At 44.3% G+C, this 19292-nt stretch carries 22 protein-coding genes; 14 read left to right on the top strand and 8 right to left on the bottom strand.

The features are described from left to right. Positions 1-219: 219 nt before the first annotated feature. Entirely contained in the window at positions 220-1074 is an 855-nt protein-coding gene (locus FOF60_RS20450) for an alpha/beta fold hydrolase (protein ID WP_192472613.1), read from the top strand. Positions 1075-1105: 31 nt separating this feature from the next. Here FOF60_RS20450 and FOF60_RS20455 read toward each other — a convergent pair whose 3' ends face one another. After that, positions 1106-1366, bottom strand: coding sequence for a DUF1871 family protein (locus FOF60_RS20455; protein WP_192472614.1), 261 nt, complete (start codon positions 1364-1366; stop codon positions 1106-1108). A gap of 86 nt (positions 1367-1452) precedes the next feature. Between FOF60_RS20455 and FOF60_RS20460 the strand changes: the two genes are divergently transcribed. Continuing rightward, positions 1453-2622: a MalY/PatB family protein gene (locus FOF60_RS20460; protein ID WP_319801545.1), complete on the top strand. Its 1170-nt coding sequence runs from the start codon at positions 1453-1455 to the stop codon at positions 2620-2622. Between the two features lie 50 nt (positions 2623-2672). Here the strand turns inward: FOF60_RS20460 and FOF60_RS20465 are convergent, their stop codons facing one another. The 3 genes from FOF60_RS20465 to FOF60_RS20475 form a co-directional block, all read right to left on the bottom strand. Beyond that, on the bottom strand, positions 2673-3122 hold the full coding sequence (locus FOF60_RS20465; protein ID WP_192472615.1) for a hypothetical protein: 450 nt from the start codon (positions 3120-3122) through the stop codon (positions 2673-2675). Positions 3123-3389: 267 nt separating this feature from the next. Continuing rightward, the gene (locus FOF60_RS20470) at positions 3390-3602 is read right to left on the bottom strand and encodes a hypothetical protein (protein ID WP_192472616.1); all 213 of its coding nucleotides are present in this window, start codon (positions 3600-3602) and stop codon (positions 3390-3392) included. Positions 3603-3675: 73 nt separating this feature from the next. Next, the gene (locus FOF60_RS20475) at positions 3676-4398 is read right to left on the bottom strand and encodes a peptidylprolyl isomerase (RefSeq protein WP_192472617.1); all 723 of its coding nucleotides are present in this window, start codon (positions 4396-4398) and stop codon (positions 3676-3678) included. A gap of 105 nt (positions 4399-4503) precedes the next feature. Between FOF60_RS20475 and FOF60_RS20480 the strand changes: the two genes are divergently transcribed. After that, positions 4504-4884 (top strand): kinase-associated lipoprotein KapB, encoded by a 381-nt coding sequence (locus FOF60_RS20480; protein ID WP_192472618.1) that lies wholly within the window; start codon positions 4504-4506, stop codon positions 4882-4884. An 85-nt stretch (positions 4885-4969) separates the two neighbouring features. Here the strand turns inward: FOF60_RS20480 and kapD are convergent, their stop codons facing one another. Then, positions 4970-5593 carry a 3'-5' exonuclease KapD gene (gene kapD, locus FOF60_RS20485; RefSeq protein ID WP_192472619.1) on the bottom strand — a complete coding sequence of 208 codons (624 nt, stop codon included), beginning with the start codon at positions 5591-5593 and terminating at the stop codon, positions 4970-4972. A 199-nt stretch (positions 5594-5792) separates the two neighbouring features. On the opposite strand from kapD, the gene FOF60_RS20490 reads away from it, so the two are divergent. After that, complete coding sequence (locus FOF60_RS20490) at positions 5793-7628, top strand: transglycosylase domain-containing protein (RefSeq protein WP_225650309.1); 1836 nt, start codon at positions 5793-5795, stop codon at positions 7626-7628. A 454-nt stretch (positions 7629-8082) separates the two neighbouring features. Here FOF60_RS20490 and FOF60_RS20495 read toward each other — a convergent pair whose 3' ends face one another. Further along, positions 8083-8640, bottom strand: a complete 558-nt coding sequence (locus FOF60_RS20495; protein ID WP_192472620.1) for a DUF5366 family protein — start codon at positions 8638-8640, stop codon at positions 8083-8085. A gap of 628 nt (positions 8641-9268) precedes the next feature. On the opposite strand from FOF60_RS20495, the gene FOF60_RS20500 reads away from it, so the two are divergent. From FOF60_RS20500 to FOF60_RS20535, 8 genes are all read left to right on the top strand, one after another. Further along, entirely contained in the window at positions 9269-11686 is a 2418-nt protein-coding gene (locus tag FOF60_RS20500) for a Na+/H+ antiporter subunit A (protein ID WP_192472621.1), read from the top strand. Next, on the top strand, positions 11673-12095 hold the full coding sequence (locus FOF60_RS20505; RefSeq protein WP_023626644.1) for a Na(+)/H(+) antiporter subunit B: 423 nt from the start codon (positions 11673-11675) through the stop codon (positions 12093-12095). Before FOF60_RS20500 ends, FOF60_RS20505 begins: the two co-directional genes overlap by 14 nt. Next, positions 12095-12436, top strand: coding sequence for a Na(+)/H(+) antiporter subunit C (locus FOF60_RS20510; protein ID WP_192472622.1), 342 nt, complete (start codon positions 12095-12097; stop codon positions 12434-12436). Before FOF60_RS20505 ends, FOF60_RS20510 begins: the two co-directional genes overlap by 1 nt. Continuing rightward, complete coding sequence (locus FOF60_RS20515; protein ID WP_192472623.1) at positions 12429-13910, top strand: Na+/H+ antiporter subunit D; 1482 nt, start codon at positions 12429-12431, stop codon at positions 13908-13910. Before FOF60_RS20510 ends, FOF60_RS20515 begins: the two co-directional genes overlap by 8 nt. 6 nt (positions 13911-13916) lie before the next feature. After that, positions 13917-14393: a Na+/H+ antiporter subunit E gene (locus FOF60_RS20520; RefSeq protein ID WP_192472624.1), complete on the top strand. Its 477-nt coding sequence runs from the start codon at positions 13917-13919 to the stop codon at positions 14391-14393. Beyond that, a complete protein-coding gene (locus FOF60_RS20525; protein ID WP_192472625.1) occupies positions 14393-14683 on the top strand; it encodes a Na(+)/H(+) antiporter subunit F1 in 291 nt (96 codons plus the stop codon). Before FOF60_RS20520 ends, FOF60_RS20525 begins: the two co-directional genes overlap by 1 nt. Continuing rightward, positions 14661-15032, top strand: coding sequence for a monovalent cation/H(+) antiporter subunit G (gene mnhG, locus FOF60_RS20530; RefSeq protein ID WP_192472626.1), 372 nt, complete (start codon positions 14661-14663; stop codon positions 15030-15032). The genes FOF60_RS20525 and mnhG overlap by 23 nt, the downstream gene beginning before the upstream one ends. A 147-nt stretch (positions 15033-15179) precedes the next feature. Continuing rightward, positions 15180-16331, top strand: a complete 1152-nt coding sequence (locus tag FOF60_RS20535; RefSeq protein ID WP_192472627.1) for an FAD-dependent monooxygenase — start codon at positions 15180-15182, stop codon at positions 16329-16331. 918 nt (positions 16332-17249) lie between these two features. Here the strand turns inward: FOF60_RS20535 and FOF60_RS20540 are convergent. After that, positions 17250-17636 carry a PaaI family thioesterase gene (locus FOF60_RS20540; RefSeq protein WP_192473822.1) on the bottom strand — a complete coding sequence of 129 codons (387 nt, stop codon included), beginning with the start codon at positions 17634-17636 and terminating at the stop codon, positions 17250-17252. Positions 17637-17738: 102 nt separating this feature from the next. On the opposite strand from FOF60_RS20540, the gene FOF60_RS20545 reads away from it, so the two are divergent. After that, positions 17739-17921 carry an asparagine synthase gene (locus FOF60_RS20545; protein WP_167833633.1) on the top strand — a complete coding sequence of 61 codons (183 nt, stop codon included), beginning with the start codon at positions 17739-17741 and terminating at the stop codon, positions 17919-17921. A gap of 183 nt (positions 17922-18104) precedes the next feature. Here FOF60_RS20545 and FOF60_RS20550 read toward each other — a convergent pair whose 3' ends face one another. Further along, positions 18105-18737: a DedA family protein gene (locus tag FOF60_RS20550; RefSeq protein WP_192473823.1), complete on the bottom strand. Its 633-nt coding sequence runs from the start codon at positions 18735-18737 to the stop codon at positions 18105-18107. 203 nt (positions 18738-18940) lie between these two features. Here FOF60_RS20550 and FOF60_RS20555 point away from each other — a divergent pair, with 203 nt between their 5' ends. After that, positions 18941-19273, top strand: coding sequence for a YuzC family spore coat inner layer protein (locus FOF60_RS20555; RefSeq protein WP_192473824.1), 333 nt, complete (start codon positions 18941-18943; stop codon positions 19271-19273). Positions 19274-19292 lie beyond the last annotated feature (19 nt).

A 19292-nucleotide genomic window follows, 5' to 3' on the forward strand; every position in this document is an offset into this window, starting at 1 on the left:
CGCAGAGAATGAGACCCAGCTATTAAATTTTTTTTTAAAAAAATGTATACTATTCTGCCAATCTGGCTATCCTAGTCCCATAAGGCTTTCTAGTATTCCCCCCTTTTTTAATGGGCACCAGCATTGGTCGCCATATTTTTTGTTTTTTATTGTGTGAAGCAGCGTTTTGCGGGGAAAATAAATGGCATACCTTGCCTAATATGTCAGGAGTGAAAGCCGATGGAATTTGCCAGGAATAAAACCGTTAGAGGAATCGACCTTTACTATGAGCACTACCAGAACCCTGACGCAGAGGAAACTTTGGTTCTGCTCCATGGTTTTCTGTCCTCTACTTTCAGCTTCAGGCATTTGATTCCTCTGTTAAAAGAGGATTATAACGTGATTTCAGTGGACCTTCCCCCTTTTGGGAAAAGCGGGAAGTTATCGAGCTTCAAATATTCCTATGAGAACTTGGCCGCGACAGTCGTTGAGCTGATGAAATCCCTAGGCGTCCACGAATTCAATGTCGTAGGGCATTCAATGGGCGGCCAAATCGCCATGAATATCCTTTTGCATCATCCGGAGTATGCGAAAAAAGGAATCTTGCTTTGCAGTTCGGGATATTTGAAAAAGGCAAAGCTGCCGCTTGTCCTTTCAAGCTACATCCCGTATTTCCATCTTTACGTAAAGTTCCACCTGGCACGCTCTGGTGTAAAGCAAAACCTGCAGAACGTCGTATATGACCATTCGATGATCAATGATGAGATGCTGTATGGCTATCTCTCTCCATTCCTGGAGGATGATATTTTCAAAGCCTTGACGATGATGATCCGCCACCGGGAGGGCGACCTTTCATCCGAAGAGTTAAGGCGAATCGAAGCTCCTTGCCTGCTGATATGGGGTGAACACGATAAAGTCGTCCCCGTCCGGATCGGGAGAAAGTTGAATAAAGATTTGAAGAATTCAGAGCTCATCATTTTAAAAGAAACCGGCCACCTCGTCCCCGAGGAACGCCCGGAGGATGTCCATCAACTGATAAACAGGTTCATAGCAGCAGAGGAAACAGCTGAAGCAACAGTAAACGGCAGCCGCTGATGGCTGCCGTTTCTGTTCGTATAGAGAAGAGTTATAAGGAGCAGACATCTTCATTTTTGATCGCAAGCATTGTGTTTGCGACTGTCAGGCATTGATCATACGGCAGGACATGTTCGAACGAAAACTCGAAAACGGACTGGATCCTGCGGGCGATTTTATCGGCTTCGTCATAATCATGGACAGCCTGAAGGATATCGGCGATTTCCGGGTCGAACTGGCCTTCGCCAACCTTGAAGGGATCCCATTTATTTAAAACATCTATTAATTTATAACTAAGTTCTTTCGATTCCAATCCAATCACCTGATTATTTTTTAATAATATTTTATCATATAGTTAGAGCAGGATAAATTTTTAAAGGAGAAGGCGGTGCGTACATAGTGGAAAGAATAAATTTTGACAAGGTAGTGGACAGGAACAATTCGCATTCAGTAAAGTGGGATGCGATTGAGAAGGTTTTTGGCAAAGATGATGTCCTGCCAATGTGGGTCGCAGATATGGATTTCCATCCTCCCAAGGCGGTCACCGATGCACTGAAGGATCGGATCGAACACGGGATATTCGGCTATACCTTTGTTCCGTTGTCAGTAACAGAAGCCATCCAGGATTGGATGAAAAATCGCCATGATTGCGAATTCAAGAAATCATCCATTGTTTTCAGCGAAGGTGTCGTCCCTTCGATCAGCACGGCTATTCGCGCGTTTACGGAAAAAGGCGATAAGGTGCTTGTTCATTCTCCAGTGTATACACCATTTTTTAACATGGTCAAAAATAACGAACGCACCCTGGTTACTTCTAATCTATTGATAGAGAATAGCCGATTCGAAGTGGATTTTGCCGACTTTGAAGCCAAGCTGCAGGATGGCGTGAAAATGTTCATTCTTTGTAACCCGCATAACCCTGGAGGCAGAGTCTGGACTCGGGATGAACTGAAAAAAATCGGCGATCTTTGCGTAAAGCATGACGTTCTGATTGTTTCCGATGAAATCCATTCAGATCTTGTGTTCAAACCCAATGTCCATATTCCAATCGCCTCGATCAAGGAAGAATTCACGGAGATCACAACCACCTTCGTCGCGCCAAGCAAAACCTTCAACCTTGCCGGACTCCAGGCTTCCGCTGCCTTGATCCCGAACAAGGAACTCAAGGCGAAATTCAAAAAAGTCCAGGAGCAGCAAGGCTTCTTTACATTGAATGCCTTTGCGATTGCAGGAATGGAAGCTGCCTACCGTGAAGGTGAAGAATGGCTGGAGCAGCTGCTTGAATATTTAGATAAGAATATGAATATCGCAACTGATTTTATTGCCGAACACCTGCCAGCACTAAAACCGATGAAAGCAGATGCTACCTACCTCCTCTGGATCGATTGCCGCGGACTCGGTTTGAGCGACGAGGAGATCAAGGATCAGCTGCTGGAAAAAGGGAAACTCGGACTGGAACCGGGAACGAAGTATGGTGAAGGCGGCGAAGGCTTTGTCCGGATGAACCTTGCCTGCCCGCGCGAAACCTTGAATGAGGGACTTGAGAGGCTGAAGCTGGCATTCAGTTAGACTTTTAGAAAACAAAACTGGAGCCTTCCCATTCGGGATCGCTCCAGTTTTTATGCGCTCACTTCCAGCGCTTCGTAATATGGCTCTAAAGAATAGCCAATGATCGTGTCCATGAATGGATGCAGCCTTTGCGGAATCAGCATGCGCGCATAATCCCAGGCATTCATCTCAATCTGGAGGGCCATCCTCTTCTTCAACACGTCATTGCCGGTTTCCTCCATACGCTGGATCAGCTCCGCTAGTTCGCTATCCTCGGCATGACCAATCTCATGCGCAAGAACAACGGCAAGATAATCTTCAAAATGATCCAAAGACGTAAAGACCTGCAGACATTGCGCCTTGATCTCTTCAATATATATAGTAATCGTATGAGTTCCAAAATTATATTTCCCGCCCGCAAAACGGTCGCCCGGGAAAAAATCCTCAAGTTCTACCTTCACACTGCTGCCAGATTGGACAAGAGTTTCTTCGACAATCTTCTCTATCTGTAAATTCTTCAATTTATACCCCTAACTTCATTTTAGAATATAAATTGTATTATAACGTTTTAGTAAAATAATGAAAACATGACTTTTACCCCGATTTTTTATCGTTTAAACCAGAAATTTTGGTTTTTACGGTCAATTTGCGGTGAATTCCGCGAATTAGGGGTATAATTCCGCGATATCGATGCAGGCTTCCGCGAAATCTACCCTTAATTCCGCAAACTGGAAATTCCGTTCGAATTTTACCAGTTTTTTCGCCCATAAAAAAGAACAGCCAATCAATCAGCTGTTCTCCTTATGATCATTCATTTGTTTCATTATTGCCTGCTCGTGCTCCCTTGCTTTCTGGGCTTCCCTTTTGGAAACTTTGATGATGTACCTCATCGTCAGGATCGCTCCGATCAGGAAAACGAGTGAAGTGAACGCGGCCGGGATATATTCTGTCTTGTCTTCCGGAAAATATAAAAATAATGAGATGACAAACCACTTACTCATTCTCATCTTCCTTTCATCAGCTCTCCAAACATTATATCAAGGTTTGGATTTTCATCCAACCGCAAACAACTTCCTATTTCAGTACATTGATTTTTTCGATGACGACATCTTCCTCTGGCTTGTCCTGAGCGCCCGTTGGTGCAGAGGCAATCTTATCAACAACATCCATTCCCTCGACTACCTGACCGAACACAGTGTGTCTGCCATCAAGGTGTGGCGTGCCGCCAGCTTCATACATCTTCAGGACTTCTTCAGGGTAACCTGCCTGCTTCATCTTCTCTGGCAGACTAGCATCAAGTTCCTTGTTTTGGACGATGAAGAACTGGCTTCCATTTGTGTTAGGTCCGGAATTGGCCATTGATAATGCACCGCGGATGTTGAAGAGCTGTTGTGAAAATTCATCTTCAAATGGAGCGCCGTAGATGCTTTCACCGCCCATCCCCGTTCCATCAGGATCGCCGCCTTGGATCATGAATCCGTCAATAACGCGGTGGAAAGTGACTCCTTCATAGTAGCCCTCTTCGCTATGCTTAATAAAGTTCTCTACCGCTTTTGGAGCCTGCTCAGGGAAAAGCTTGATTTTAACAGTTCCCATGGAAGTGACCATTTCCACAAGCCTTTCATTTTCCTGGACTTCTGCTGTCGCTTGAGGATAATCGAGATCCTCCTCAACTGCTTGTCCTGCATTCGTCTTGTCCTCGGTCTGCTTGTCTGCTTCCTGCTTTTCGTCAGCGGTGCCACAGCCAGCGAGAACAACCATCATTGCAAAAAGTACTGCCAATATTTTTTTAGTCATTGTATGTATCCCTCCTATAGACACTTTAAACGATTACAAAATGTTTTGCACCTTTGTTTTTGCTATAATAAAAGAAATTATGTGTATTCCGAAAGGAGCATTAACATGGCTGAATTGAACATCGGCGATCAAGTAACCGCCATTTACAAAACCGGCAAATACATAGGCGAAATCACGGAACGCCGGCCACAGCACTATCTTGTCCGAGTGTTGGCTGTCGCAAAACATCCAATGCAGGGCGATCTCCATAACCCGAAGGATGCAGCGGTTGGCTTTTTTCACGAGAGAAAAGCATTATCTTACCGCGAACAGGCTAACATCCCGGAAAAAATGGTCAAGCCGTACGATGGCGAAATCCCTGATTACCTTGAATCGTTAAAAGAAGCGACAACCAAGCTTCGCGGTGAACTTGAAGGCGACGATTCATCATGGGCGCAGCAGAGCCTGAGAAACCTCGAATCTCTGGAAAAAGATTATTTTAAATAAGGCTCGTTCCGAGAACTTTGTTTCTTTCTCAACCAAAAACAGCATAGACGCAAAAAGCCAGATTGTTTTTTCCAATCTGGCTTTTCTATGCAAATTTATTGAGCAGTTTGGAAAAGTCGACCATGTCCCCGATTGTAGCCGGTTCCGGTCTTTGCAAATATTGTTTGTCTTTTTCCACAAGCTTGTAAATATGGTAGGTCGTCAAAGCATCATCAAGGGCGCGGTGATGTTTGCCTGTACCTTCCCTGCCATACTCCTGCACTGCCTTCCATAAACCTGTTTGGTTCTGGTCGCCGAAGAAACGCTTATATTCCATCGAAAGATCGATCTGCTTACCCGGCAGCGGAAAAGCGACAGACGCCTGCTGGCAATTTTGCAGCAACACCTTCATGTCCATATTGCCCCAGGTGACAATCTGGCAATTCTTGCTTCCCCCCATTGACCTAAGCTTATCTACCAAAGCCTTGAACGTAATACCCGAATTCACCTGCTCCTGGGTGATGTTCAGAAATGAACGGCAGCGATCTGTCAAAATCGGAAAACGCAGCGGCCGGACATACGAAGAAAATTGTTCAACCACCTTGCTGTTCTCAACTAGGACAGCGCCAGCTTCAATGATTTCCGGGTAAAAGCCCCTTCCCCTGCTGTTCCGGTCAGGCATCGTAAACTCAAAATCAATAAATAATGTTGTCCTTTCTTTTTCGCTCATGCTTCCCCAACTTTCTGAAAAGCCAGTAGTTGTATGTAACCAGTATATGCTTTTCGGTCGATTATTTTATCTATTATAGCACGTTTTTTAATAAATTTTTAAATTTTCTGCAATTTAGATGTAGCAATTTTTTGACTAAAAAAGAAAGTAAATTTCAGCTCGTCTGTTCCGATATTATGGAGAGTGGAAAGAAAAATGAATGCAGAAAGGAATTACCGTGAGGATTATAACAGGCTACCTTTTGATACTACTATTAATTCCAGCGTTTATTACCGTTGTGACCTTAACCTATACAGAAGCAGGAAATGCTGTAAGCTTCAGTGACACCCTTGATCAAAATATCGATTTGACCAACACGAAGCTCTCCCAAACGAGCAGGATCCTTGCAAATAATGGTGAAGTCATTACCGAGATTCACCGGCCGATGAACAGGAGCTATGCTGGAGGGCATGAAATCCCTGATTTCATTAAAGAGGTATTCATTGTTTCTGAAGACCGTAATTTTGAAAAACATCCCGGTTTCGACTTGCCGGCAATTGGCCGCGCGCTGGCCATCAATATTCATTCAGATGACATTGAACAGGGCGCAAGCACGATTACCCAGCAGCTGGCGCGGAACCAATATCTTAACCACCAGAAATCATATAATCGCAAGCTGAGCGAAGTATTATATGCATACCAGCTGGAGAAAACTTTTTCAAAGGCAGAGATTCTTGAACAGTATTTAAATGCGATTTATTTTCACAATAATGCATATGGAATCAAGGCCGCAGCGGACTTCTATTTTAAAAAAGCCCCTATGGACCTTTCCGAGGCGGAACAAGCCTTCCTTGCTGCGATTCCAAATAATCCGTCTTATTATGACCCGATACAGCACTTCGAGCGGACGAAAAAACGTCAGGAACGGCTGTTGGAGCAGCTTGCACAACACGGAAAAATCAAACCTGCATCCGCCCAAAAACTAAAGCATGAAAAAATCATACTGAAAGTCGAATCCCGGAAAAATTCATATCCTGATTACACTTCCTATGCTTTACACGAGCTGAGGGAATTGATTTCAGAGAAGGAAAATCTTAATGATAGCGACGAACTAACATCAAGAATGGAGGAATTGCTTCGTTCAGGAGTGGTCATCCATACAAATCTGGATATTGGTTTACAAAAGCGGACAGTCAAGGCTGTTAAAACCCACCTCCAAGATGCTAAGGTTCAAGGTGCCGCCACAGTGGTCAACCATGAAACCGGGCAGATAGTGGCAGTCGCCGGAGGAAAGGATTATCGGATCGGCGACTTCAACCGAGCATACCAGGCGTTTCGCCAGCCAGGCTCTTCGATTAAGCCATTGCTGGTTTATGCACCTTACTTTGAAAGGTTCGATGCCAACGAGGATTCTCAAGTAAACGCCGGCCCGCTTTGCATCAAGGGTTATTGCCCAAAGAACTATGGGGGATCAAACTATGGGATGGTCCCGCTTGAGAAAGCATTTATTCATTCCTACAATACACCGGCAGTAAGGCTTTTACAGCAGGTTGGAACAGATGAAGCCTTCAGTGACCTAGCACCCTTTCAATTTGAAAAAGTAACAGCACAGGATCATGTGCTTGCCGCGGCAGTTGGCGGCTTCACAACTGGAGTCAGTCCGCTTGAAATGACATCAGCTTATACCGTTTTCAGCAATAAAGGCCTTTTCCTAAAGCCAAGGGCAATCTCGAATGTAATAGGTTCGGATGGGGAAGTACTTTATAAATGGAACGACGAGCCTGCACAAGTGTGGAATCCGAGCACTGCCGAAAAAGTTCGGAGCCTGATGCAAAAGACCGTTGCCGAAGGAACTGCAAGAAAAGCTGCTGGTGCCGGACCTGGTGCCGGTGGCAAGACCGGAACGACAAATGACTTCAAGGATTTCTGGTTCATCGGCTTCAACGGACCGTACACAGCAGGAGTCTGGGTCGGCAAAGACAAGCCGCAGAGCATGGAACATATCAATCAGCAGTCGCCTCATCTATTGATCTGGCGTGATATCATGAAAAAATAAACCGGGCAGTTCGAATGAACTCTGCCCGGTTCCTCTTAAAACACCCGTCAGCGCCATTATGACGGACATTTTTTCCTTCTGTACGCCAATTTTTGTCCGTCATTACTCTTGTGACGGACACTCTTTTCTGCTGCTCGACCATTTTTGTCCGTCATCACTCCTATGACGGACACTCTTTTCTTCTGAACGACCGATTCTGTCCGTCATCACTCTTATGACGGACACTTTTTCCTTCTGCACGCCAATTTTTGTCCGTCATCACTCCTATGACGGACACTTTTTTCTTCTGCACGCCAATTTCTGTCCGTCATCACTCTTTTGACGGACACTCTTTTCTGCTGCACGATCGATTCTGTCCGTCATCAACCTTGTGACGGACACTTTCCCCCTTTTGGCACAACCAATTTTCGTCCGTCATCTCATCTCTATGATCGGATTTCTCCCAATAAAACGGCTAAATCGGCAGGCTTGCGATCAGGCTGTTATACACTTTTACCGCAATATAAATGATGCCCAGTACGAGCGTACTCCAGAGGATGACCTGGAAGAACACGGTTCCAATCAGTCCTGCGGCTGTGAGCTTGGGGCTTATTTTATAAACAAAGTAAATGAAATAGACGATAGTTGTTATTAAAAATATGGAACCTATTCCGGTGAAACTGAAGAAGCTGGCCAATGCTGCAATTCCGCCAGCAAAGTAAACAATGGCTCCTTTGTGGATCAGTTTCAGGCTTTCCCCCTCATGATCCCTGGAAAATAGTAAAAGGGTGACTTCATTGATGGTATCGGCAATCAACTTCAAGGCCGCGAACACCATGAAATATACAACCATCAGCAACGCCAGCAAAGACAGTTTAATACCGGTATCTGAAAAGAATTCCAGCATCCCATCGTAAATCCCGGCATTTTTCAGGATGGCGATTAACTCGATTTCCGTGCGCAGGGACAGGGCCAGGCTGAACATAATGATCGACAGCAGCGGAAAGTAGCCTGTTAAGTACGGGTTTCTCATAGAACAATTCACTCAATTCTTTCATTTCCTGCTTCTCATTATGAAAGAAATTATAGTGACCGGCAATAAGAATATGAGCCCAAGCTCTTCGTAAGCTTTTCCCGGAGCTAATCGCCAGGAAAAATCACAAAAGAAAAAAGCCCCTTTGCAGGAACTTTAATTTTTTTGAAACCTTTTTGCATCTCGTCCGTATGAAAAGGTTGGTGTTATTGTGGAACAATCCGGACGTATTCTCTTGAACCGAATGGTACATAATTTGCTGTTTCAACCTCGTCCATATCTGATTGCTGGATTTTCAGCACTCCAGGTCCTTTTTTTTGACAACTCTTTGTCATCGTTTTGATCGAGAAACATGAACCCCGTGAACAAACTCAGGAATATCCCAACGCATACAATCAGCTTTCGGGCCATGGCTTATCCCCCCTATTCACTGTTAGTATGCAAAAAGAATCATGATTTTATTCAGCAATGGATAAAACCTTGATTCTTCAAGGTCGATGACATGCATCACCAACTTTTTTACGATATAATTTTTACATCAGTGAGTTGGAGGCATGAACTTGGTTAATTTGGCAAAAAATATAATGTTAAGCCATGAATTTGGAATTAAATAAGGAGGTATTATCTTTTGTCGTTACTTCACCTTGCAGTTTTATCACCGCTTTTACTCGCGATCTTAATTCCATTTTTACATAAGTATTTCAAGAGTATCCATACGGGCTGGTTCCTGTTGCCGCTACCTGCCGTGCTGTTTGCCTATTTCCTGCAGTTCATCAGCACAACAGGCCATGGCGGGACGGTTATGGAGACCGTACCCTGGATTTCCTCGCTTGGGATTGATTTCACGTTAAAAGTTGACGGCCTTGGGCTATTATTCGCCCTGCTGATCACTGGAATCGGCGCACTGGTTGTCCTGTATTCGATTTACTATTTAAATCCTGACAAAGAAAAGCTGAATACTTTCTATGTCTACCTGCTTTTGTTCATGGGCGCGATGCTCGGGGTTGTTCTCTCGGACAATCTGATAGTGCTCTATACTTTCTGGGAATTGACCAGCTTTTCGTCTTTCCTGCTGATTGGCTACTGGAACCATCGTGAACGCTCTCGTTACGGTGCTCAAAAATCAATGCTGATCACAGTTTTCGGAGGATTGTCGATGCTCGGGGGCATCCTGATGCTCTATATCATTACAGGAACATTCAGCATTACTGAAACAATCGAAATGTCCAATGAAGTCGTGAATCATCCTTTATTCACCGCAACACTGATCTTGTTCTTGCTGGGGGCTTTTACAAAATCAGCTCAATTCCCGTTCCACATCTGGCTTCCTGATGCAATGGAAGCACCAACGCCTGTCAGTGCGTACCTGCACTCTGCTACGATGGTAAAAGCGGGAATCTATCTTGTTGCCCGCATGACTCCTGTGTTCGCACATTCAGGCACCTGGGTCTGGCTCGTTGCCGGAGTTGGTGTGATTACATTATTCTGGGGTTCGTTCTCAGCGGTAAAACAAACGGATTTAAAAGCGATTCTTGCGTTCTCAACCGTCAGCCAGCTCGGTATGATTATGTCGCTTCTTGGGGCCGGTGCCGCTGCGCTTCATTATGGCACAATCGAGAATGGATATTATATCGTTGCCGTCACTGCCGCAGTCTTCCACCTGATCAACCATGCCACATTCAAGGGCAGTCTGTTCATGGTAACAGGAATCATTGATCATGAAACTGGGACAAGGGATATCCGCAAGCTTGGCGGTTTGATGAATTTCATGCCAATCACCTTCACGCTTGCGATCATCGGAACGTTTTCAATGGCTGGAATACCGCCGTTCAATGGGTTCCTGAGTAAGGAAATGTTTTTCACAGGCATGCTGCGCATAGCAGAAATGGATATCTTCAATATGGACACATGGGGCATCCTGTTCCCAATCATCGCCTGGACAGCAAGTGTTTTCACATTCCTTTACAGCATGATGTATGTATTCAAGACATTCATGGGCAAATACCAGCCTGAGAAATTGGAAAAGAAGCCGCATGAGGCGCCAATCGGAATGCTTATTTCTCCGGTTATCCTTGCATCACTAGTCATCATTTTCGGCATTTTCCCTAATGTACTGTCACATAACATCATTTCGCCGGCAATGGGATCGATTCTTCCTTCATTGCTTGAAAGCGGAGAAGGATTCGATGTTCATATTTCACATTGGCACGGGCCAACTGCTGAATTGTTCATGACAATCGGTGTGATTACATTTGGGATTTTACTTTACAAGTTCATGCCTAAATGGGCAGGGATTTATAGCAAGCTTCCTTCACGGATGACATTCAATCGTATCTATGACCGCGGTACTGAACTTTTGGAGCTGACATCAAGAAACATCACAAAGTCGTACATGACCGGATTTATACGGTCATATCTCGTTTATATTTTTTCATTCTTTATTTTGGCTCTTGCTTCGACACTCATTTTCAAAAACGCATTCAAGCTGGACTTGAGCGATGTTGCACCAATCCGCTTTTTTGAAGTCGTGCTCGTGTTGATCATGGCCGTGTCAGCAATTACCATCTTATTTGCCAAATCAAGGCTGACTTCGATAATCCTGCTGGGCGCGGTTGGCTATACAGTAGCACTATTCTTCGTCCTGTTCAGGGCACCTGATCTGGCACTGACACAGCTGGTCATTGAAACGGTATCTGTTGCGCTGTTCCTTCTGGCGTTTTATCACCTGCCGCAGATTAGGAGAAATGAGGAGCGAATTCGCTTCAGGGCTGCAAACGCGCTGATCTCGATTGCCGTAGGTGCAATTGTGACGATGATTGCCTTATCTGCTCACAGCAATAAGACGTTTAGCTCCATCTCGGAGTATTATGTTGAAAATACTTATAAAAAGGCCGGCGGCGAAAATATGGTCAACGTTATCCTCGTTGATTTCCGCGGCTTCGATACAATGTTTGAAATTGCCGTTCTTGGCATTGCTGCCCTTGGTATTTTCGCGATGATCAAGCTTCGGCTGACAAGGGGGAGAGAACTTGATGAAAACAAATGATGTCATCCTCCAGACTGTTACAAAGTTCGTCCTGTTCGTCATCATCCTGTTTTCGATCCACCTGTTTTTCGCAGGCCATTATTATCCGGGCGGTGGATTCATCGGCGGATTGATGACGTCTGGAGCGATTGTATTGCTTTTACTGGCTTTTGATATCAAGACAGTCAAGATGATTTTGCCGTTTGATTATATAAAAGTTGTCGCTGTCGGTCTGCTCATTGCGATTGGAACAGGTGCTGGTGCATTATTTTTCAATATGCCGTTCCTGACACATGCATATACTTACGCTTATTTGCCGCTCCTTGGCAAGACATCTTTGCATACAGCGGTACTGTTTGATACAGGGGTCTTCCTTGTCGTCATTGGTGTGACAATGACCATTATTCAAACGATTGGAGAGAGCGAATAATGGAAATCTTAATGTCTTTTCTAATTGGAATTTTATTTATGACAGCCACCTACCTTATGCTTTCAAAAAGCTTGCTCAGGATCATTATTGGTACAGGGCTGTTAAGTCACGGTGCTCACCTTCTCCTGCTGACAATGGGAGGCCTAAAAAGAGGTGCGGCTCCGCTTCTGGGAGAGCATGCCTCATCCTATGCCGATCCGCTGCCACAGGCACTGATCCTGACAGCGATCGTCATCAGCTTTGGTGTTACAGCATTCTTCCTGGTTGTGGCCTACCGCGCCTACCAAGAGCTCGGAACCGATAATATGGATCGCTTGAGAGGAAAGGAAGGACATGAATAATCTAATCATATTACCCATCTTGATTCCTCTGATTACAGGGGTTGTACTTATTTTTTTCACTAAAAACATCATGGCCCAGCGATGGATTTCTGCGATAAGCGCACTGCTCACGATTGTTGTTTCCTTCATGCTGGCAAACCATGTTTATCGGAATGGTATCCAGACAATGGATCTCAGTAACTGGGAAGCACCATACGGCATCACGCTTGTATCGGATATGCTTTCCGCCCTGCTTGTATTGACGACAAGCATCATCGCCTTTGCAGCGTTGTTTTACTCCTTCAAATCCATAGGAGAAGCTCGTGAAAGATTTTTCTATTATCCAGTCGTCAACTTCTTGATTGTCGGGGTTAACGGAGCCTTTACGACGGGTGATATTTTCAACTTGTTTGTATTTTTTGAAGTGATGCTGATGTCATCATATGTATTGATTGTATTGGGCGGAACGAAAATCCAGCTCCGAGAATCGATTAAATACATACTCGTCAACGTTATTTCATCTGCCTTGTTCGTTATCGCAGTCGCCTATTTGTATTCAGTGGTAGGAACGCTGAATATGGCGCATATCTCAGTGCGACTCAGCGAAATAGGGAGTGCCGGAATCATTACGGTGATTGCTGTATTGTTCTTGATTGTATTCGGACTGAAAGGCGCGATATTCCCGCTTTATTTCTGGCTGCCAGGATCGTATTACGCGCCGCCAGCACCTGTCATGGCGCTGTTCGGGGCATTGCTGACCAAGGTTGGCGTATACTCGATCACTAGAACCTACACTTTGTTCTTTTACCATGATGTCGGCTATACACATCAATTGCTGCAAATCCTCGCTGTCATGACGATCATTGCCGGGGTCATCGGGGCACTGGCTTATACCGATATCAAAAAAATCATTATCTATAACATCATCGTAGCGGTCGGGGTCATCTTATTCGGGGTATCCGTCCTGACACCGGAGTCTCTCACTGGATCAGTCTTTTACCTGATCCACGACATGAACATCAAGGCGACACTGTTCCTGTTGATTGGGATTATTATCGTGATTACCGGTACGAGCGACCTTGAGAAAATCAGCGGCCTGATCAACAGATACCCTGCACTTGGGTGGACGTTTTTCATCGCCACAGCTGCGCTTGCCGGCATTCCGCCGCTTAGCGGTTTTGCAGGCAAATTGATGATTGTGCGCTCTGGATTTGAAACTGAAAACTATATTGGTGCTTTCGTGGTACTGATGTCGAGCTTGCTAGTCCTGTTTTCAGTCATGAGAATTTTTATAAGGGGCTTCTGGGGAACGCCAAGAGCCTACAAGAATGAAGAAAAGGCACCAGTAAAATGGCTGCTCGTTGCCCCAGCAATTCTGACTGCGTTTGCTGTGCTTTACGGCTTCGGAACAGAAGCTATCTATCCGGTTATCTCAACAGCTGCCGAAACGCTTGCCAATCCGGAAATCTACATCAATGCTGTTTTAAAGGAGTGATGAGCCATGGCTTTTCAAATCTTGCTGAATTTCATTCTGGCCTTTGTCTGGATGTTCCTTAAGACATCCTACTCCCCGGCCTCCTTTTTCGTCGGGTATTTCTTTGGCCTGCTCATCATTTATATTTTCCGGCGTTTCTTCACTTCCCGCTTTTATTTATTGAGGGTTGTGGCCGTATTGAACTTGATTTATATTTTCACATTGGAACTGATCCTTTCCAATATATCCGTTTTAAAGGCAGTACTAAGGCCCAAGCTTAATATAAAGCCTGGAATCTTCGCCTTTCCGACAGAATTGAAGGAAGACTGGGAAATTACGATGCTCGCAAATCTGATTACTTTGACTCCTGGAACGCTTGTCGTCGATGTTTCACCTGACAACAGGATTTTGTATGTACATGCGATGGATATCAGTGATGCGGATGAAGCAATCCAGAGTATCAAAAATACGTTTGAAAAAGCGATTATGGAGGTGAGCCGATAATGTTTGAAGCGGTTTTATGGATTTCAGTTACCTTCATATCACTTGCGATGTTCGGTCTTATTTATCGCGTGATCAAGGGCCCTACGGTAGCAGACCGGGTAGTGGCCCTCGACGCAATCGGCATAAGCCTAGTTTCTGTGATTGCTTTAGTTTCGATTGTTCTTGAAACCAGTGCTTTTCTGGATATCATCCTGCTGATTGGTATCCTGGCATTCATCGGAACAGTAGCCTTTTCAAAATTCCTTGAGAAGGGAGTAATCATGGAATATGACAGAAATGGAGATCGTTAAGTTTTTTGCAGGAGTGTTCATCCTGCTCGGAGCCTTTCTAAGCCTTGTGACTGCTTTTGGGCTGATCAGGCTTCCTGACGTTTATACAAGGAACCACGCAGCATCGAAAAGTGCAACTATGGGAGTCATGCTCGTATTGCTTGGCACATTTCTTTACTTCTGGTTGATTGAACATCATTTCAATTCCCGTTTATTGCTGGGGGTAGCCTTCATTTTCCTGACCTCTCCTGTTGCAGGGCATTTGATTGCAAGGGCTGCCTATAACAGCGGGGTCAAGCTATCAGACCGCACTGTCCAGGACGACCTTGCAAAAGCACGGAAAGCGATGAAAGCTGAAGAATTGAAATAATCATGTTAAAGGTCATCAGGTATATCCACCTGATGGCTTTTTTTGTACATGTAAAATTCAATTTTTATCCATACCAACCAAAGGATTAGTCACGTATAGTTAAGGTAGGATTAGGATTCCTGTTTTGCGTAATGGAGGTTAAGTGTTATGAACGATGCAAGAATCTCAATTGTCGGCGGCGGAATCAGCGGGTTAAGCACAGCAATTGCACTGCAAAGGAAAGGAATATATGCGGAGGTATATGAAAAAGAAAAAATGGTACATGAACCTGATACCGGAATCATTCTAAGCGGCAATGCCATTCGGGCCTTCTACATTATGGGATTGGGACCTGAATTGCGCGCAAGCGGATTGGATGCTGACGGCTGTTTGCTTAAATCCGATTCGGGCAATACCATCGCCGAATTCGACTATCATGCACCATCCCATATCCCAAATTACCTGTTCATCCACCGTTCTGAACTTCACAGAATTTTGACAGATGCACTCCTTCCTGGGTCCCTCCACTTTAATAAGCATATGATTGATTTTAAACGCGATGATATATTGACATTATTTTTCGAAGATGGCACCAGTATAGAATCTGACTATCTTATTAGCTGCGACGGTGCAGCCTCACAAATTCGCAGAAAACTGTTTCCAAATAGCAGCCTGATTTATACAGGTTTTTCCTGCTGGAGAGGCATCTTGGATGATCCGCCAATGCAGGTGCACGACTACACTGAAACCTGGGGGGCAAGGGGAAGATTCGGGATTGCTCCGTTAACAGATAATCAGGTGTTTTGGTATGCATTGAAAAAATCCTCTACAGAAAACAGCGACATGAGCGAATGGTCCCCTATCGATTTATTGTTCAACTTTTTCTACTATCATGAACCAATACAGGAAATACTGGAAAATACCACCCACGACCAGATCATTTACGATAAGCTATATGAATTGAGGCCACTGACACCTCTTCTTGCGGGTAAAATTCTGTTACTTGGTGATTCAGCGCATGCATCCATGCCCAATATAGGCCAGGGTGCATCACAGGCTGTTGAAGATGCTGTATATCTGGCGAAATGGATCAGCATTGAAGAGACAATTGATCAGGCATTTGTAAAGTATGAAGCACACAGGCAGGAGCGTATGAAGATTGTTAAAGACGAAATGAAAATTTATGGGTTGGCAGCGCGGATTGATTTCCCTGTTCTTTGCTCAATCCGTAACAAATTACTACAGATGACACCTACTGCCTTCCATAATGAGAAGCTGAGGAGGGTGTTTGAAATAGAAGAAGATATGGATGCATTGTGATGGGAATGGGGATGACTTTTGACAGTTTTTTCGTGTTTCTAGTAAAAGCTGTCTGAACTTGGGCTGACTTCTGACAGCTTTTCCATGTTTCTTGTGAAAGCTGTCTGAACTTGGGCTGACTTCTGACAGCTTTTCCGGTTTTCCTGTGAAAGCTGTCTGAACTTGGGCGATCTTATGACAGCTTTTCCGGTTTTCCTGTGAAAGCTGTCTGAACCTGGGCGATCTTATGACAGCTTTTCCGGTTTTCGTGTGAAAGCTGTCTGAACCTGGGCGATCTTATGACAGTTTTTCCGGTTTTCCTGTGAAATCTGTCTGAATCTGGGCGATCTTATGACAGTTTTTCCTCTTCATAAGCCAAACCTGTCACAATAATCATTTTATCTTGACAGCTTTTCACCATCACAGGCCAAACCTGTCACAATAACCATCTTTTCTTGACAGCTTTTCTCCTCCGCAAGCCAAACCTGTCACAAAAACCACTTTTTCTTGACAGCTTTTCCCCTTCTCAAGCCAAGTCTGTCACAATAACCATCTTTTCTTGACAGCTTTTCCCCTTCTTAAGCCAAACCTGTCACAATAACCATCTTTTCTTGACAGCTTTTCTCCTTCTCAAGCCAAACCTGTCACAATTACGGCTTTTTCTTGACAGCTTTTCTCCCTCTCATGCCAAACCTGTCACAATAACCATCTTTTCTTGACAGCTTTTCTCCTTTTCAAACCAAACCTGTCACAATAACCATCTTTTCTTGACAGCTTTTCTCCTTTTCAAACCAAACCTGTCACAATAACCATCTTTTCTTGACAGCTTTTCCCCACCTCAAGCCAAACCTGTCACAATCACTAACCACTAATCACCGGCTTTCAGCACTCTTCCTTTCCAATCCTGACCAATTGCAAAAACCAGCCAATTTGGCTGGTTCATTTCCTCCGTTTTATAACGGCGATTGTACATCTTGAAATGCAAACAAGGTTTTCTTCTTCATCTGTAATTTTTATATCCCAAACCATGGTTGTTTTTCCCTGATGGAGGACAGTTCCGACAGCTGTTACCAGGCCGTCCTTTTTTGCCTTGATGTGGTTGGCGTTGATTTCAAGGCCGACCACTACTTCGTTTTCCTTGTCGACTAGCTCGAATGCTCCAACGCTTGCAACCGTCTCTGCCAGTGCGACAGAGGCTCCTCCGTGCAGCAAGCCGAATGGCTGCCTTGTACGGTCGTCTACAGGCATTGTCGCTATTACCTTTCCTTTTTGCAGCTGAGTTATTTCTATTCCCAGTGATCCAAGCAGTGTGTTGTTAAGTTCCAATCTTATTACCTCCTTATATTTGCCAAACAATTTACTATCAAGAACAGGAAAAACTATTATAGTCCTTCAAAAAGGACGCATCATAAAAACGAGGTGATCCATATGAACCGAGTTCGTGAAGGCATGATTCCTGCGGTGCTAGGAACGGCTGTAACAGCAGCGGGTTACGCTATGAAACAAAATCGCAAAATCGATAAGATGGTTTCTAACACCATATTCGGTTTCGGGTTAGCCCATATTGTTCTTGGAGCCATTGACCTGGTCGAACACCGGAATGAGTTTTAGCCAGCCAGTCCGAATACCTGGCATATCACTGTAATGACTGTTTTACAGGAATGGCGGCTTTTTAGCCCTCTTTCCAAAAAAACATCCTCATCAAGAGGCGGCTATTTTTTGCTGCCTCTCCAGATAAATTCCTCATTAGAAGGTTTTGCTGCCTTCCCGAAGAACCCCTCCTCAGGAATGCAGCTATTTGTGCTGCCTTTCCTGAAGGATAACTTCTTCAGTCCCAATCGCGGCCTTTATTTTTCTCCTGCGCAGGACGAAAATGAAAGTTATAATCGATAAACCGAGGATCACTAACCAGACTTCCCTGTTGTACTTCATGACTAAGTCCATTTTATCTCCAAATAGATAGCCTAGCACAAAAATGATAGAGACCCACACGAATGCGCCACTATAGGCAAAAATGGCAAAGGTTTTAAACGGAAGCCTGCTGAAGCCATAGAGCAAAGGCACCAAGTATCTGACTCCCGGGGCAAAACAGCTTAACGACAATGAAAAAGCATGGTACTTCTCCATTAGCTTCATTGCAGATTCAATTGAATTCGCGAATCGTTTCTTTTTTTCCAATAACCCCAGCACTCTTCTCCCTATTATTCTCCCCAGTAAATAGCTGGTGGTAAAGGCTGCAGAAATCCCCATGTATGTAACAAAAAATGCAGGAACTGGGTGCAATGCTCCTTTTGCCGAAGCGAGTCCTACAGTCGTCAGAATAACCTCATTGGGAACTGGAATGACGAAAACCCCGAACCATAGCCACAAAAACAAACCCAAATAGCCATTATCCTCAATTATATTGATAACCAGCTCCAGATCCATGGGTCACCCCCTCCATCCCACCTTGGTCCGATTCTATTTCACAATAGAAGTTAATATGTATAAGAATTCTCCTTTCGTCCTTATTTCACCTCTTTTTTTCCTATTTTACAGTGCTTTAGCTTTTCCCTTCTTCATACTTAAGGACTTATGTTCATACATTGAAAAAGGTCGAAAACTTACCCGTAAGGAAGGGGAAGCTGCTTATGCATTGTTTATTTTTTCATAAAAATCATGCTCGTCCATTTCCCGAAGTGAATGCTACACTGTTCAAAACTTCAGCACAAAAAGCCATTTCATTGATGGATGACGCCAACCTTGTGATGACCAAAATAACTTCATCTACTTCTTTTTCCAGTGATTTAATGGCTGCCGCACAGCAATCTCAGCAAAATGAAGTAGAAAGGTTGATCCAATCAACCGGAATTAAGAAGAAACCAAAAATCACTTTTAACCCGGATGGAATCACGATGAACTTTGTGGATTATGCAGGAGACAAGGAATGCTGCCATATCATTACGCAGCTGAGATGGGAATGAATGCTTAGAAAATGCCGCT

The organism is Mesobacillus jeotgali (assembly GCF_014856545.2).
GTDB lineage: Bacteria > Bacillota > Bacilli > Bacillales > Cytobacillaceae > Mesobacillus.